12 protein-coding genes are annotated in these 12,866 nt (G+C 69.2%); all 12 read right to left on the reverse strand.

The genetic code is table 11. The features are described 5' to 3' along the window. Nucleotides 1-580: 580 nt before the first annotated feature. Nucleotides 581-895 (reverse strand): hypothetical protein, encoded by a 315-nt coding sequence (locus QSK18_RS34530; protein WP_285628376.1) that lies wholly within the window; start codon nt 893-895, stop codon nt 581-583. A 103-nt stretch (nt 896-998) separates the two neighbouring features. Then, nucleotides 999-1,334, reverse strand: a complete 336-nt coding sequence (locus QSK18_RS34535; RefSeq protein ID WP_285628379.1) for a hypothetical protein — start codon at nt 1,332-1,334, stop codon at nt 999-1,001. A 143-nt stretch (nt 1,335-1,477) separates the two neighbouring features. Beyond that, complete coding sequence (locus QSK18_RS34540; protein WP_285628382.1) at nt 1,478-2,572, reverse strand: hypothetical protein; 1,095 nt, start codon at nt 2,570-2,572, stop codon at nt 1,478-1,480. Between the two features lie 158 nt (nt 2,573-2,730). Further along, nucleotides 2,731-3,051, reverse strand: a complete 321-nt coding sequence (locus QSK18_RS34545) for a hypothetical protein (RefSeq protein WP_285628385.1) — start codon at nt 3,049-3,051, stop codon at nt 2,731-2,733. A gap of 232 nt (nt 3,052-3,283) precedes the next feature. Further along, nucleotides 3,284-3,856, reverse strand: coding sequence for a class II glutamine amidotransferase (locus QSK18_RS34550; RefSeq protein WP_285628388.1), 573 nt, complete (start codon nt 3,854-3,856; stop codon nt 3,284-3,286). A gap of 294 nt (nt 3,857-4,150) precedes the next feature. Beyond that, nucleotides 4,151-5,263: a C40 family peptidase gene (locus QSK18_RS34555; RefSeq protein ID WP_285628391.1), complete on the reverse strand. Its 1,113-nt coding sequence runs from the start codon at nt 5,261-5,263 to the stop codon at nt 4,151-4,153. A 361-nt stretch (nt 5,264-5,624) separates the two neighbouring features. Continuing rightward, nucleotides 5,625-6,908 carry a GGDEF domain-containing protein gene (locus tag QSK18_RS34560; RefSeq protein WP_285628394.1) on the reverse strand — a complete coding sequence of 428 codons (1,284 nt, stop codon included), beginning with the start codon at nt 6,906-6,908 and terminating at the stop codon, nt 5,625-5,627. A gap of 246 nt (nt 6,909-7,154) precedes the next feature. Continuing rightward, nucleotides 7,155-7,814, reverse strand: a complete 660-nt coding sequence (locus tag QSK18_RS34565) for a hypothetical protein (protein WP_285628397.1) — start codon at nt 7,812-7,814, stop codon at nt 7,155-7,157. A 612-nt stretch (nt 7,815-8,426) separates the two neighbouring features. Continuing rightward, complete coding sequence (locus QSK18_RS34570; RefSeq protein ID WP_285628401.1) at nt 8,427-9,020, reverse strand: hypothetical protein; 594 nt, start codon at nt 9,018-9,020, stop codon at nt 8,427-8,429. A gap of 480 nt (nt 9,021-9,500) precedes the next feature. Then, nucleotides 9,501-10,394 carry a DUF3846 domain-containing protein gene (locus QSK18_RS34575; protein ID WP_285628404.1) on the reverse strand — a complete coding sequence of 298 codons (894 nt, stop codon included), beginning with the start codon at nt 10,392-10,394 and terminating at the stop codon, nt 9,501-9,503. A gap of 269 nt (nt 10,395-10,663) precedes the next feature. After that, nucleotides 10,664-11,587, reverse strand: a complete 924-nt coding sequence (locus QSK18_RS34580) for a hypothetical protein (RefSeq protein WP_285628407.1) — start codon at nt 11,585-11,587, stop codon at nt 10,664-10,666. A gap of 370 nt (nt 11,588-11,957) precedes the next feature. Beyond that, the gene (locus tag QSK18_RS34585; protein WP_285628410.1) at nt 11,958-12,743 is read right to left on the reverse strand and encodes a hypothetical protein; all 786 of its coding nucleotides are present in this window, start codon (nt 12,741-12,743) and stop codon (nt 11,958-11,960) included. Between the last annotated feature and the right edge of the window lie 123 nt (nt 12,744-12,866).

The raw sequence follows: 12,866 nt of genomic DNA on the forward strand, positions 1-12,866 counted from the left end.
CAGATCCCTTAACGTCCTTCGACGTGAGTCTGCGCCCACATCGTGTACGCATAGCGAGGGCCGTACAGCCGCGACCCGCACCCATCACAGGGCCTGGTGCTGAAGGCGTCCGTCCCGCAGTCGCAGTTTCTATCGCCGTCTCCGGGACAGCCGCGCTCCTCGTGCAGTTCTCGCGGCAGCCCGTAGCTCATATCACCCTGCTCATTCTTGAGAAGCGCCCAGGGAGGCGCGTCGTCGGGTTGGCGGCCCGGGTCAGGTTCGCCGTGCTCACGAGCCAGCAGACAGGCCTGGCACACCCAGATATCGAACAAGGTTCCCTCCTTGGCTGTGCGAATGCAGTGGCCCGGCCCACCGCAAGAGGAGGGCCGGGCCGCAGGGAGTTGCCGAACAGCTACGACCCCGGCGTCGGGGTCCGGTGCCCATACGTTGGGCCCCAGGAACGTCCGTAGCGGGGATGCGCTCGCTTCACAGTGCACGCGGACTGGTCCGTGATCCCGGCATCAGCGGCGGTTCCCCCACGTGGAGCCAGGGGCCAAGGGCCTGAGGCGCTCGGATCCCCGGGGGATGGGCGAGGGCCGGCTCAGCTGCTGCGTGAGCGTGTGTTGCCGCGGTAGATGTCGCCCTCGACGTAGGTGATCATGTCGCCGTTGGGCGCTTGCATGGCACAGTGGTACCAGGCCTCGAACCAGATGTGGTGCCAGCCGGCCTGGGTCAAAGATTCATCCACGCTCCCGTCACCACCGCTGCCGGCGAAGAACCCGTCTCCGGCGACACCGTCGCCGATCAGGGTCAGCGCCGTCTCCCTGGAGAGGATGCTCAGGACCTCGTCGGCTGTTCTTGCTGTGCGTAGTTCGCGCAGCTGACGCTCGATCACGGACCTGAAGTCGTCACTCATGGGGGTCTCTCTCCTTCGTTAATCTTGATGAGGTGGGGCGGCGTCACAACGCCCGAAGCAGGGCCGCAGGTACGGGACGCCGGGGCAGGTCAGCCGTGCTCGCTCAGGAGGGCTGTTCCGTCTGGACTGTCAGGAACGCGTTTCCGTGCGGGTCCTCGCCCACGGCCGAGTCCCAGGCCAGGTCTACGAGGTGGTCGCGTAGGTCTTCATGCAGGCGGTCCTGCTCCGGTTCGCTGCGTGTTTCCAGGAGGGAGCGGCCGTTCTCGTCGTACAGATTGCGCAGCCTGAACCCGTAGAGGTCTTGGTCGCTGGTCTCGATGTGTGCGGTGACCGCGGACGGTACGCGGGAGCGGATGAGTGTGAGCGCTTGCTGGAGGCTGTGTTTGTCGCGGCGCCACTGCGCATGGCCGCTCTCTTCCGCCTCGGGGGGCAGCGTCATCAGGGTCTGAGCCCTTCTGTAGGGGTGCGGTGGGCCGGGCAGCGGCTGGGATAGCGCGCGATGCCCGTCTGGCCGGTGGGTACGGGGTGCGGTGGCCAGACCTGAGCCTGGCCACCGCCTGTGGTGAGGAACCGACCCGTGCCCTAGGGGCGCTCTGGGCCTGCGGGTTCTTCGTTCTCGCGTGACCAGGTCGTGAGGATGTCCTCCACGAACAGGGCAGCGAACAAGACCCCTCCGTCTCGGGTCACGATCATGTCGACGATCTTCAGCAGCGTCTGCAACTGCAGTTGCTGGACTTCGGCGCTCATCACTAGGGGCGGCCGGCTGTGTTCTGCTGTCTGACGGGCGTTACGGGCGTAGAAGCGCGCCCGGTGCAGTGCGGCGCTGGCGTCGAGAACTTCGTCGCGCAGATGGTGTGCACAGATCAGGAGCGCCTCGGCGCGCGCGGCCACGTGTGAAGGTGCCTCTGCCGCGATGAACCGCCACAGCTCGACGGTGGCGTCGTCCAGCCACGTCAGGCAGGCCACAGCAGTCCGGGCATCCAGCAGGGCGTCGTAAACCGCCTGCAGGTGGCCGGAACTCAGGGCGTTCTCTCCGGCAGCAGCCAGGGTCCTGTGAGCCGCGCGTAGATCGGACCACCGTTGTACCTGGACGCTGACACTCCACCAGACGGCGTCCCCGGTCTGACTGCCTCCACCCTGGCCGGTCTCCTGACCTGCACCCTGCTCTGCAGTCTGACCTGCACCCTGCGCCGCACTCTGGCCGGCACTCTGGGCGGCAGTCTTGAAGGGAGCGGGTGTAGCACCGTGGTGGGTGACTGACTCCTGTCCGACGCTGGGGGCCGGGCGGGTGGTGTCTAGTCGCCAGGTGGGGACGTGGGAGACGCGGCAGCCGGTCCTGTCGGCGTGCACGATGCTCCAGCGCTGCGGTTCCTGCTCATCGCGCAGCTCCTCGGCGAAGGACCTGGCCTGGTTCGAGTACGCGAACACGTGGACGGTTGCTGCCGGGCCGGCCAGCGACAGGATCTGCTGGACGCATTCGTCGAGCCGCCAGGCCGCGTTCGCGTCGGCTGGGGGTGATGCCAGCACCAGGTGTGAGGTGTCGGCGGCGACGACGAACACCCGGTCGTCGAGTTCGAGCGCCCGGTACTGGCTCATCAGCAGGTGATGCAGGCCTTCCAGCGACACCGCTGGGGTGTGCTCCTGGTCAGGGGAATGAAACACGTTGTCGTGCTGCATGGTTCTCCGTTTCCACAGATGTTGTGTGGTGGACACATGACAAAGGCAGGCGCGCCGTAGCGGGCCTGCCTGGGATGTGAGGGCGGGGTGAGGGGTAGCGGGCGACCTTCGCTGTGAGGTCGGTGGGCCCCGCTCCTGTTCCGGGTGACTGGTCACGCTCAGAGGTAGTCGTCGAGGTTGGCATCGCCGTTCAGTTCGATGGCCAGTTCCTCTGCCATGTGCAGGTCACCGGCTGACAGCGCCGCCTTGATGCGGGAGCGGGCCCGCTCAGGGTCCGGGGCGGGCTTGTCCCCCACGATCAGGCGTTGGCCCCTGCCGGTCCCCAGACCCCGTCCATAGTCGAGGAAGCATGCCTCGCACATGTTCGCCCAAGGGCCCTTCGTGGTGGCACCGTCATAGTGCGCCTGGACCTTCTCTTGCTGCTCGTACCAGTGGATGTCGCAGTCCACCGGCTTGTTGATGTAGACGTCGTCAGCCATAGCTGACCTCCGTTCCTGGTTAGGTGTCGGGTACGACATGGGCGTGATGGCTGTCCGCCCCCTCCACGCCCGGGACGTGCGTCGTTGTGCAGCCAGGGCGCTTACGGCCTGGGATCCGGAACCGCCGGATCCTGGCCGCGTCACGTCCGGCTGTACTGGCAGGCAGGACGCGGCCGGTGTGGCGCGACTGGTGGACCGCGTGCGGTGGGGCCTGGCGCGGTGGACGGCTCGTTCACGGTTCGGGCAGGTAACTGGTGCCGGAGTGCCAGGTGCCGGTGTGGGTGTCCCAGTGGCCGCTGCCGGCGTTGAGCAGGTATCCGCGGTGGGCGGCTTCGCGGTTGCTGGTCAGCACGACCATGGTGTTGCCCGGGCCCATCCACCGTTCGGCGCGCACCCGGTTGCCCTGATTCAGCATGGATCCGAAGCGCACGAGCCGGCCTTCGGCGGCGATGCGGGTGTCGCTGCGCTCGTCGTGGCGGGAGCGTCGTAGCCCGCGGGGAAGGGTGCCGCTGTGGGCGATGACGGTGTGACGGTCGCCACCCAGGTGGAAGGGGTGGCAGTTTCCCAGGGTGACCGGGCCGCGGGTGGCGCTGCGGCAGTGGAACAGGGCCGGCGCATCGACGTACTCGGCCCGCAGGACCGCGAAGTCGCGCAGCAGCGGTGCGAAACTGAGGTTGTGCCGGACGATGAGACGCTCGCGGGTGGCGATGGCGAAGCCGTACCCGTCGCGGTGGCGGTGAGCGGCTCGCTGCAGATCGTCCTGGTTCAGGAGCGCATCGGCGGGCAGATAGCTCAGCAGGCCCATGCGGTGGCCTCCCGCCGGGCGAGGCGAGCGCACCTGCACGATGCGGGGGCGGATCCCGTGCGCGGCGGACGCCGGGCGCTCGGGTCCAGGGCGTTAAAAGACCTGTGCCTGGCGTGTTTCATGATGTCCTCCAAGGAGTGGGTGAACGACAAGAGCCGCCCCGGAGGCTCCGGAGCGGCTCGGTGTGGCGGTGACAGGAAAGGCCGTTGGTGACAGTGCAGCGCGGCGCAGGTGAGAGGGCCGGGCATGCTTGCCCGGGTCCTGGCCGGCCCTTGGCTCAGTGGCGGTGTGAGCTCATCTGCGTGCTGCGGTGGGGGTTGTGGCGCTGGGCCGGGTGGCGGCGATGAGACTGGACCAGCGGTGGTCCTCGATGCGGACGACGGCGCCGGTGTGGGGGGCGTCGATCATCCGGTTGCCGCCGATGTACAGCCCGACGTGGGTGATGGTGTCGGTGCTGGTCCCGAAGAACACCAGGTCCCCGGCCTGCAGATCGCCTACCGGCACGGGTGGGCCTTGGCGGTACTGCTCCTGGGCGGTGCGGGCCAGGGTGATGCCGGCGGCCCGGTAGGCGGCGCTGGTCAGGCCCGAGCAGTCGAAGCCGTTTTCGCCGTTGGCCGGCCCGTCCCCGCCCCAGAGGTAGGGCTGTCCCAGCTGGGACTGGGCGAAAGCGATAGCGGTGTTCACGGCCGCCGATTTGCCGCCGCCGGGGCACCCGGTGAGGATCCCGGCGGCAGGGGCGGTGCTGCTGTCCCCCTGCGGGTCCCGGGTCGTGATGGTCAGGACCAGAGCCAGTGCCTCTTGGACGTGGGCGGCGTAGGCGTGCGGATGGCGTGAGCGCTGCACCGCCTGGGCTGCCTCGGCCAGGGACAGGCGACTGTCCCAGCCGCGGATGTCCAGCAGCCCCGGTTGTCCGTCCTGACCGCCGGTGAAGAACATGTCCGCAGAGCGCTCCTGATCCATGCGCGCTTTCAGCGGCCCCCAGGCGGCGCGCTGCTGGAACAGCCCCCGCGAGTCGCGCCCGGCAGCATCCCCGTGCCTGAGATTACGCAGGGAGGATTCCTGGATAGCGGCGGCCACCGCTATCACCCAGCCTCGCGCAGGCACGTTCAGGGATTGCCCGACCCGCACGATGGTGCGGGCGTTGCCCAGCTGCTCGGCATCGAAGCGCCCGGCCAACTCGGCGATCTCGCTGCGCGAGGTCAGGCTCTGCAGCAGGTCGGCCCCGTCGGAGTCGCAGGACGTGGCGTCGGCGGTGAACGCCTCGGTCAGTGCCCTGGCGGCTGCCGAGGCCGGGTTGGTGTTCACCACGTGCAGGACTCCCTGCACGAGCAGGGTTACGGCGACCAGCACTGCCACGGTGGCGGCAGCGGCCGCCATCAGGGCCTGACCCCATCGAGACTCATTCATCTGCCGTCCCTTCTGCCTGCCGCCTCGCCCAGGCAGACCGCGGACGTGGCGAGCGTCCTGGCCGGACGTGCTGCCAGACGTTTCTGGCTGAGGCCACTGCATTGCATGGGTCGCACGGACGTCGACGAGCTGGTGGGCTGGGCGGCCTGCCGGTGGCCCCACCGCGGTGCAGGCGCCCAGCCCGGAAAGGGTCGACTTCCCCACCGACGGCCTTCCGGCTTCCGCCCGCGGTGGGGCTGGTTGGTGACCGTCCCGGAGACCGTCCGGGGCCAGCCCTGAACCACTCCGGGGCCAGTCCGGGGCCAGTCCGGGGGCAGTCCGAGGCCAGTCCCGTGCCAGTCTCGTGTGAGCCCCGGGGCCGTCACTGCCACGTTCCGGCGCCTCGGCCCTTGCGCCGCTCGGACAGGCTTTGTTGCACCACTGGCCCTGGGGCGCCGTCTTCTGCGCCCCCGCCGAACCAGGCGTTGCCCACCGCCCGTTCGGTGTGAGTCCAGCCGGCCCGCCCGGTTCGAGCACGCCGCTGCGTCGATGTGCTCGCGGCATGCCCGGCTGTCGACCATTCGCCCGAAGACCCGCCCAACGGTCCGCCCAACGGTCCGCTCGGCGGGGTGTTGGGTGCTACGGCGCGTCCGTTCGCCGGTGTGGCGGCCGACGGGTTCACCGACGCGAAGGACCCCGGCATTTCTTGAGCGGTCGGGGAGCTCGTCGGGACGGACCGCGCGGCGCCGTCCTGGTTGGGCTGAGTGCCGGCCGGGCGCACCGGCGCGTGGTTCGCGGGCTCGCCCTGCTGGGCGACGGTCGGCCTCGAGCGCTGGGGTTGCCTCACCTCGGGTGTCCCCTGCCTGCTGGCCATGACATCCGTGCTCTGACGGCCGTTGTACCGCCACTCACGGTCTCCATGACCGGATCGAGGGCCGGGTTCGCGACCGGCTTCATGGCTGGGGCGACGATCCTGTCCGCGGCGGGTCTGACGCTTGGCCCGGTACATGGACTCATCGGCCAACCGCAGAAGCCGGTCGCTGTCCAGTTGTGGGTCGTTGACGGCCACGCCCAGGCTGCCGGCCACCTTCAACTGCCGGCCGGCGACGTCGACCGGGGCGTCGAAGGTGTGCCGCAGCAGCCGATCGGCCCACACCTGGGCGACGTGCTCCGACAGGGACGGCAGGGCACTCGCCGTCGGCGGGGTATGCGCCGCGCTGGCGGGCGGCTGAGGGCGCGGGTACGTCCACAGGACAGCGAATTCGTCGCCGCCCAGACGGTAGGCGCTTCCGTGCCCGGCCATCGCGTGGTGCAGGCGGGAGGCCACAACCCGCAGCACCTGATCGCCTGCGTCGTGGCCGTAGGTGTCGTTGATGGGCTTGAAGTCGTCCAGGTCGATCAGGCCCATCATGAGGGTCGTGCTGGCGCCGCATGAGGTTTCGGCGAGCGCTTCAGCCAGGGCGGTGCGGTTTCCCAGGCCGGTCAGCGGGTCGGTGCGCGCCTGGCGGCGGGCCAGGCTGGTCTCGCCCTGCAGGCGGGCGACGGCTCGCCGTAGCCGCACCGTGTGCAGAACCCAGGCCAGGAGGGCCAGGATGAGCTGCGCGTGCAACGACTTTCGGGAAGGAAGCGTCACGGTCAGGACCGGACGTAGGTGGCTGCTGTTCATAGCTTTTTCTCCTTCGTGAGTTCCAGGCCTTCGTTGTCGGGGTGGGGCGGGACGCTCTGGGGCTGCGGTGGTGCGATGGCGGGAATGCCGTGAGGCCAGGGGGCTGCCTCGTCATGGGTGAGGGCGCCGGCTTGGTGTACCGGCGCCCTCGTGTTGGCAGGTGTTGATCGGCGTCGATCGGCGTCGATCGGCGTCGATCGGTGTTGATCGCAGTGATCAGCTACCGGTCGCGCAGACCGGGCGGGTTCACCGGGCGATGGGCCGCAGCGGCGCGGTGCCGGTGCGTCCCAGAACTTCTGCGGCGGTGAACGTTCCCGTGTGCGCACCAGCTGCCCTGCTTCGGCAGACGACCGCTACAGAGCAGCGGATCTGGAACTGCTCGTAGGGGCTCAGCCCCTGCATCAGCTCCTGCAGGTGCGCGGACAAGGCGGCCAGTGAAGCGGCGCGCAGCTGCACGTGGCGTCGTACGACGTCCTCGCCACGGTTGAGCCACTCATCCGCACCGGTGAACGCGTCCTTGGCCTGGTCGTCGCTGACGGCCCGCACGAAGTACGCGCGCCAGGCCCGGTACGTGCGCAGCATCCTCCACACCGAGGGGCGGGTGACGGTGAAACGGCCGTAGCGGCTCAGCCGGTACTCCCAGCTGACGCGCTGACACGCCTGACGGTAGGTGAACTGCAGCGGTGCAAGTCCCGGCTGCTGGTAACGAGCCAGCAGTGCCTCGATCTGCTCGTCCCAGACCACGGACGCCCTGATCGCCGCGTGGTACTCGCGATCGGGGTTGGCCTCCAGCAGCCAGTCACGCGCCTGCCTTCTGGACACCTTGGCCTTGCCGGCGCTCGTGGTGCGTCCGCCGGAGCGGATCTTGGCCGGCCGAGGGCCAGTGGTGACGTAGATGCGCAGCATGAATCGTCTCCTTTACTGAGAGGGGTTGGCCGGTCTGGCAGGGGCGCTGCGGAAGCGGGCATCGGCCGGCTTGCGCGGGTGGTGCGGTGGCGGCCCTACCGGGTGACGCGAGGCAATACCCGTGTTTCGGGTGTTGCGGGTACAGCCGTTCACGCCAGCGTTCTGGCGTTCGAGGCCTCCGGGGACCGGTGGTTGCGACGCTCGACCGCATGGTGCGGTGGAGGGCCGGGACCGGCCGTGGGAGGGCTCGATGGGTGGTGCTTTGGTGAAGGCCCCAGTCTGAGCGCCGCAGACACTGACCGGCAGGCGCCCGCAGGCTGTTCAGGCCTACTGCCCGCCGCCCTTCGGCCCACCCTTCGGCCCACCGCAGTCCCCGTTCGACTGCGACCGGCCCTGCAGGGGGCTGCTATCGTCCCGCCACCTCTGCTGCCAGCATTTCCCTTTCCCTGAGGGCTATGTCTTACCGCTGAGCACCCGTTGCCAGGAGTGATGGACGTCGTGGTGGCTGGCAGACAAAGCGAGCGGTCCCGCTGACCGGTCGGTTCGAGACCGAGCGTGTCAGCGGGACCGTGCGCATGAGTGGGCGCGAGGAACCCCAGGGATGCTGTCCTCTCAGGAGAGGATGTCGCTGGGCACCTCGGGTACATGCGCCTCGGCGGGCAGGTTGTCCACACGGAAGTAACGCACGTCGTGACTCATGAGCGCCTGGTCCCAGGCCCGCGTGCCGTAGTGCAGGTACTCCAGGCCGTTGTCGGGTGCGGTGCTGGCGGAGGTGTTGGCCCGCATGATCTGGCTGATCCTTCCCGCGGTGCCGAGACCATGGCGGCGGTGCACCCCGAAGACACCCGCGCCGCCGTCCAGTTGGGCGCAGCTGCGCGACAGGGCGGCCTCGAACGCGGTGGCTGGGCGAAGGAACTCGCCCCTGCGCGAACGCTCGCTGGACAGCAGGGTGTCGATCTTGAAGAGGTCGCCCCAGGGGCAGGGCGGCACGGATGGTGGAATCACCATCGAGGTGATGTCGTGATACTCGATGCGCGCCTTGATTCCCTGCGCCCCCAGGTGGTGCACCAGGTCCTCAGGACGCACCCGAGCCGTGAGGTCCGGGTACAGCTCGCGTAGCGTCCTCAGGGCACCGGCACGGTCGCGCACCAGCTTCGTCGAGGGCAGCTGATCGGGCGCATCGATGAACAAGCTGACAACGTTCACGTTCGTCCTCCGACATGTCTTGGGAATCTTGTCGAACTACCGTCGAACTACTGGGCTTTCCGGGGCTGCCGGCGTGCCACGTCCCGCCCCAGGTCCGCCTGCGGCAGTGGTGACCAGCAGGAGGCCGCATGTGTGGCGTTCTCCTCCAGCCCGGCAGCCGCCAGCATCTGATCGCCCCGGCGCAGCGACCGTAGCTACGCGCCCCTGAACGGCACTGCCTGCTGGTGGGGCTCACCGCCCCTCCGGCAGCCCCGACGCCGCCCCGCGGCTTACCCGTAGCCGCCCGGGCAGGACAACGCGCAGGCGTGACGTGCAGGCGGTGCGGCACGTCCAGTAGGCGCTTCATGGTGGGGTGCCCTATCGGTGTAGGGGCACCCCACCATGATGTGGTCGGTACCTCAGCACGTAGCTGAGCGTGGGCGTCTCGGCGTTCTGGCTCCAGCCGTGCCAGAGCGTCGAGACGGACGCTGCTGTGGTCTCTTACAGCTCCGAACGCCACTCTTCAGCGGTCAGAGCTGCCAGGTACTCCAGCCAGCCGCCCAGCTCCTCCTGCGTGAGACCACGCGGCGATGGCGTGGTCGTCGCCCTGTCGTAGCGCACGGCCGTCCACCGCTCGCTTCCGCCGACGCTGCCGCTGTACAGAAGGCACAGGTCCCGCCAGGTGAAGGCCTGCCCGCTCTCGGGGCCGGCGAGGCGGACCTGCGTGGCCAGGTCGCTGAGGTCCCGGCAGGCCAGCAGAGGGACTTCGGAGCCGTCGCCGACCCAGTTGCCTTCGTGGTGCACGAGCATGGCAGCGGTGAACTGCCAGAAGGCCAGCAGTTCCTCCTCCACGGCCGAGACAACCCGCACCGGGAAGCGTGGGTGCAGGAAGTTGGCCCACCAGTAGGCCGCGAACCACTGGGTGTGCGTGCTGAGCAGCTGCCACTGCAGCGTCCCATCGGGGGCCGGCTCGCTCAGGGCGGCCTGAACCTGCCAGGTGCCCGTTGCCACCGTCAGGTTGACCATCTCGGCCGGCGCGGTGGTGTCCTCCCCCGCCTCATCGACCGGGCCCACCAGGAAGGCCGGGCCGTTGACGACGTCGCGCCCGTGAAAGAGCGGGTTGTGCACCCACAGCAGGCTGGTGGCCCGCTGGTTGACCGGCATGGCCAGGATCTTGCCCTCCTCGTTGCAGTACAGCGAGGCCTGCGGCTCGTCCAGGTGCAGGACCTCGAAGTTGCCGTCCACCCACGTGTGGAAGGCCTGGGTGCGGGCGCCGCGCTCCAGGGGGACCTGCTCGAGCCTGATGGGCTCGTCCAGGTCCACGGGGATGACGACGGCCAGCATCTGCTCCCCCGAACCGGCCCCACCCCCGTGGGGCGCGCCGTCACCGACCATGCCAGGACCAGCTGTCGTGGCTTCGGTGGAACCTGACCCACCCGGCTGCTTCTGGGAGCCCGTAGGGCTGGGTGTGCCGTGAGCATGGGCGTTGTTCTGGTTCATCATGGACCTCCGATTGTCGACGTGTGTTTCCTGTGTCGCTCGCCCCACCCGTGTCTGTGCGGGCAGGACGAGACGGTTGTGCTCGGCCGGGACAGCACGAAGCGCCCCGCCCCCGGTGCAGGGGCGAAGCGCTCAGGTGTGCGTTCTCAGGCCAGGTGCGGGTTTCAGAAGCGACCCGCGTTCAGCTGCCGGTCGTCGGCGCTGCAGATCCGTTCGATCAGGCTCCGGAACCTGCGCTGGGCGATCAGGGCAGGCAGGTCTGGCACTGCGAAGGTCACGCCGTGCCGCACGGCCAGCCAGCGTTCCCGATATCCGCTGTCACTGAGGCTTTCGGGGACCTGCTCGCCGGGGCCGGTGTCGCGATCAGCTGCGTGTCCACGGCTGTGGCTGCGCTGCTGCCAGCCGTTTTGGCAGTTGTCCCGGCGACTTTCCTGGCGGCCGTCTGCGCCGGGACCGGGTGCGCAGGTACGAGTGTTGTCCCGCTGCAGCAGGAGCAGATCCTGGTAGCGGTAGGCGCGCACGTGTTCGGCGTCCCGGGTGATCGCACCGGCCAGTTCCGCCACGTTGTAGCAGGCGCGGATGCCGTGCGCGTGGCGGTGCTTCAGCGCCGGGTTCCCCGTGGCCGGCCGGGCATGGGCCTCGACGATATCGACCCACCGCTGCAGCGTCTGGGCGTTCACGGCCGGGACCGCTCGTACGTGCTGGGCCTGGGTCCATCGCCCGGCCAGGCCCAGTCCCCACGTGTAGGCCTCGTCCCAGGTCCTGAACAGCAGGTCGTTGCCTGCCCACTGCCCCGGTTCGCCGTACGTGCCCACCTGGACCTCGAACATGCCCTGGTAGGTGGCCAGGTTCAGGAACTCGTCCGGGATGCTCCTCAGACGGTTGGCCTCGCGCGGGCCGACGACGATGGCCGGGCCGAAGACCCACGAATGCTCACACGGCTGGGCCCGGTGCGCCTTCAGCAGGAGGCTGGCCCGTTCGTTGACGGCAAGGCCGTCCGAAAGGACCTGCGCGTTCACGAACATGGTGGCTTGGGGCCGCTCGAGTGCGATGGCGACGGCCCCCTGGCGGGCCAGCCATCGCGCCATGCGCGCGGCTTTGAGGCCGCCCGCCCGGCGTAAACGTTCATCATCGTGGTGCGAGATGACGACGGCCTCAATACCCTCGCGCCCCGATGAGCCTGGCTCCTGCATGAGGCTTTCCGGTAGCGCGTCTGTTGACGATGATGCTCGATCCATCGTGTGCTTCCTCGGGATAGTGGGATGGCAAGTGCGGTGCCCGGTCTGGTGCTTTCCAGGCACGAAAAAGCGCGCCCACCGAAGGTGTGGACGCGCTGAATGGGGGGTGGATCGGGACCTGTGCCGGCCCGGCCGTGGACATGAGCTGTCCCGGTCCTGGTCTGTCAGGCCCCTGGCCCGACTCGTCGCCGCCTGGCGGCGACCAGGCTGCCGGTAATGATCAGTTGGGGCCTCGCCGTGGTCCCGGGACGCTGCGGGCACGGACCGGTCCGGGCTGGGCCGGTAGCGCCGTGATGGCGCTGATCAGGCTGTCGAACACGCCCGCCGCGATGCACGGCCGCAACGGGGTGACCTCGAAGGCCGTGGCCCCGTGGATGAGCAGCCACTGTTCTTGTCCGTCGCCCAGATTGACCAGACACAGGTCGCCGTAGCGAAAGGCCGTCCCCGCCCTGAGGGGCTCAGCTGTGATCCCCTCAGCCAACTGCGGCACCGACCAGCAGACCCTCAGGTCCTGCAGATCGAACTCGTGCAGCGCCCCGGCCGCGAGCGCCTCACCCACCAGCGTGCTTCCGCGCTGGCGGCGCAGGTGCTCACGAGCGATGTGTACCCACAACTGCACCTGCCGGTCGGGGGCCAGGTGCACGACACGCGTGTCGGTGACCGCTCCCTGCAGGGCGCTCAGGTGCAGGGCGTGTTCGTAGGCGCGCTCCCAACTGGTGTAGGCCGTCGCGCAGGGCGCCCAGGCGTGCGGGGAGGCCGGGCTGGTGATCTGCACCTGGTAGGCCCACGAACCCACCAGATGCTCGACGACATCCTCCGGGACGGAGCCGTAACCGCCGTTTCCCGTGCTGCGGCCCACGAGATAGGCGTCGCCGTAGACGCGCCGGCGAAGCCTCATCCGGCGATCGTGCAGCCAGGCGAACGTCGTCGCGCGCTCGTTCTCCAGCGCCGCAACGCTCTGCTGCGCCGGGTCCGTCAGGCCCTGCGGGTCCGGATGCTGCCACACCAGGACAGCATCCAGGTGCGCGCAGTCGGCCCGCAGGTCCGCCCTAGCCGGCAGGGGTCCCTCCCCGGTATAGGCGTTCACGGGAACGCTGTCCAGACGTACCGGCCGATCCCGTTCCTGAGG

It is taken from the genome of Kineosporia sp. NBRC 101677, assembly GCF_030269265.1.
Classification (GTDB): Bacteria; Actinomycetota; Actinomycetes; order Actinomycetales; family Kineosporiaceae; genus Kineosporia; species Kineosporia rhizophila.

Bases quoted from the DNA above. Each gene is read 5' to 3' on its own strand.
- QSK18_RS34530 (WP_285628376.1), bottom strand. From the start codon at position 895: ATGAGTGACGACTTCAGGTCCGTGATCGAGCGTCAGCTGCGCGAACTA.
- QSK18_RS34535 (WP_285628379.1), bottom strand. From the start codon at position 1,334: ATGACGCTGCCCCCCGAGGCGGAAGAGAGCGGCCATGCGCAGTGGCGC.
- QSK18_RS34540 (WP_285628382.1), bottom strand. From the start codon at position 2,572: ATGCAGCACGACAACGTGTTTCATTCCCCTGACCAGGAGCACACCCCA.
- QSK18_RS34545 (WP_285628385.1), bottom strand. From the start codon at position 3,051: ATGGCTGACGACGTCTACATCAACAAGCCGGTGGACTGCGACATCCAC.
- QSK18_RS34550 (WP_285628388.1), bottom strand. From the start codon at position 3,856: ATGGGCCTGCTGAGCTATCTGCCCGCCGATGCGCTCCTGAACCAGGAC.
- QSK18_RS34555 (WP_285628391.1), bottom strand. From the start codon at position 5,263: ATGAATGAGTCTCGATGGGGTCAGGCCCTGATGGCGGCCGCTGCCGCC.
- QSK18_RS34560 (WP_285628394.1), bottom strand. From the start codon at position 6,908: ATGAACAGCAGCCACCTACGTCCGGTCCTGACCGTGACGCTTCCTTCC.
- QSK18_RS34565 (WP_285628397.1), bottom strand. From the start codon at position 7,814: ATGCTGCGCATCTACGTCACCACTGGCCCTCGGCCGGCCAAGATCCGC.
- QSK18_RS34575 (WP_285628404.1), bottom strand. From the start codon at position 10,394: ATGGTCGGTGACGGCGCGCCCCACGGGGGTGGGGCCGGTTCGGGGGAG.
- QSK18_RS34580 (WP_285628407.1), bottom strand. From the start codon at position 11,587: ATGGCGCGATGGCTGGCCCGCCAGGGGGCCGTCGCCATCGCACTCGAG.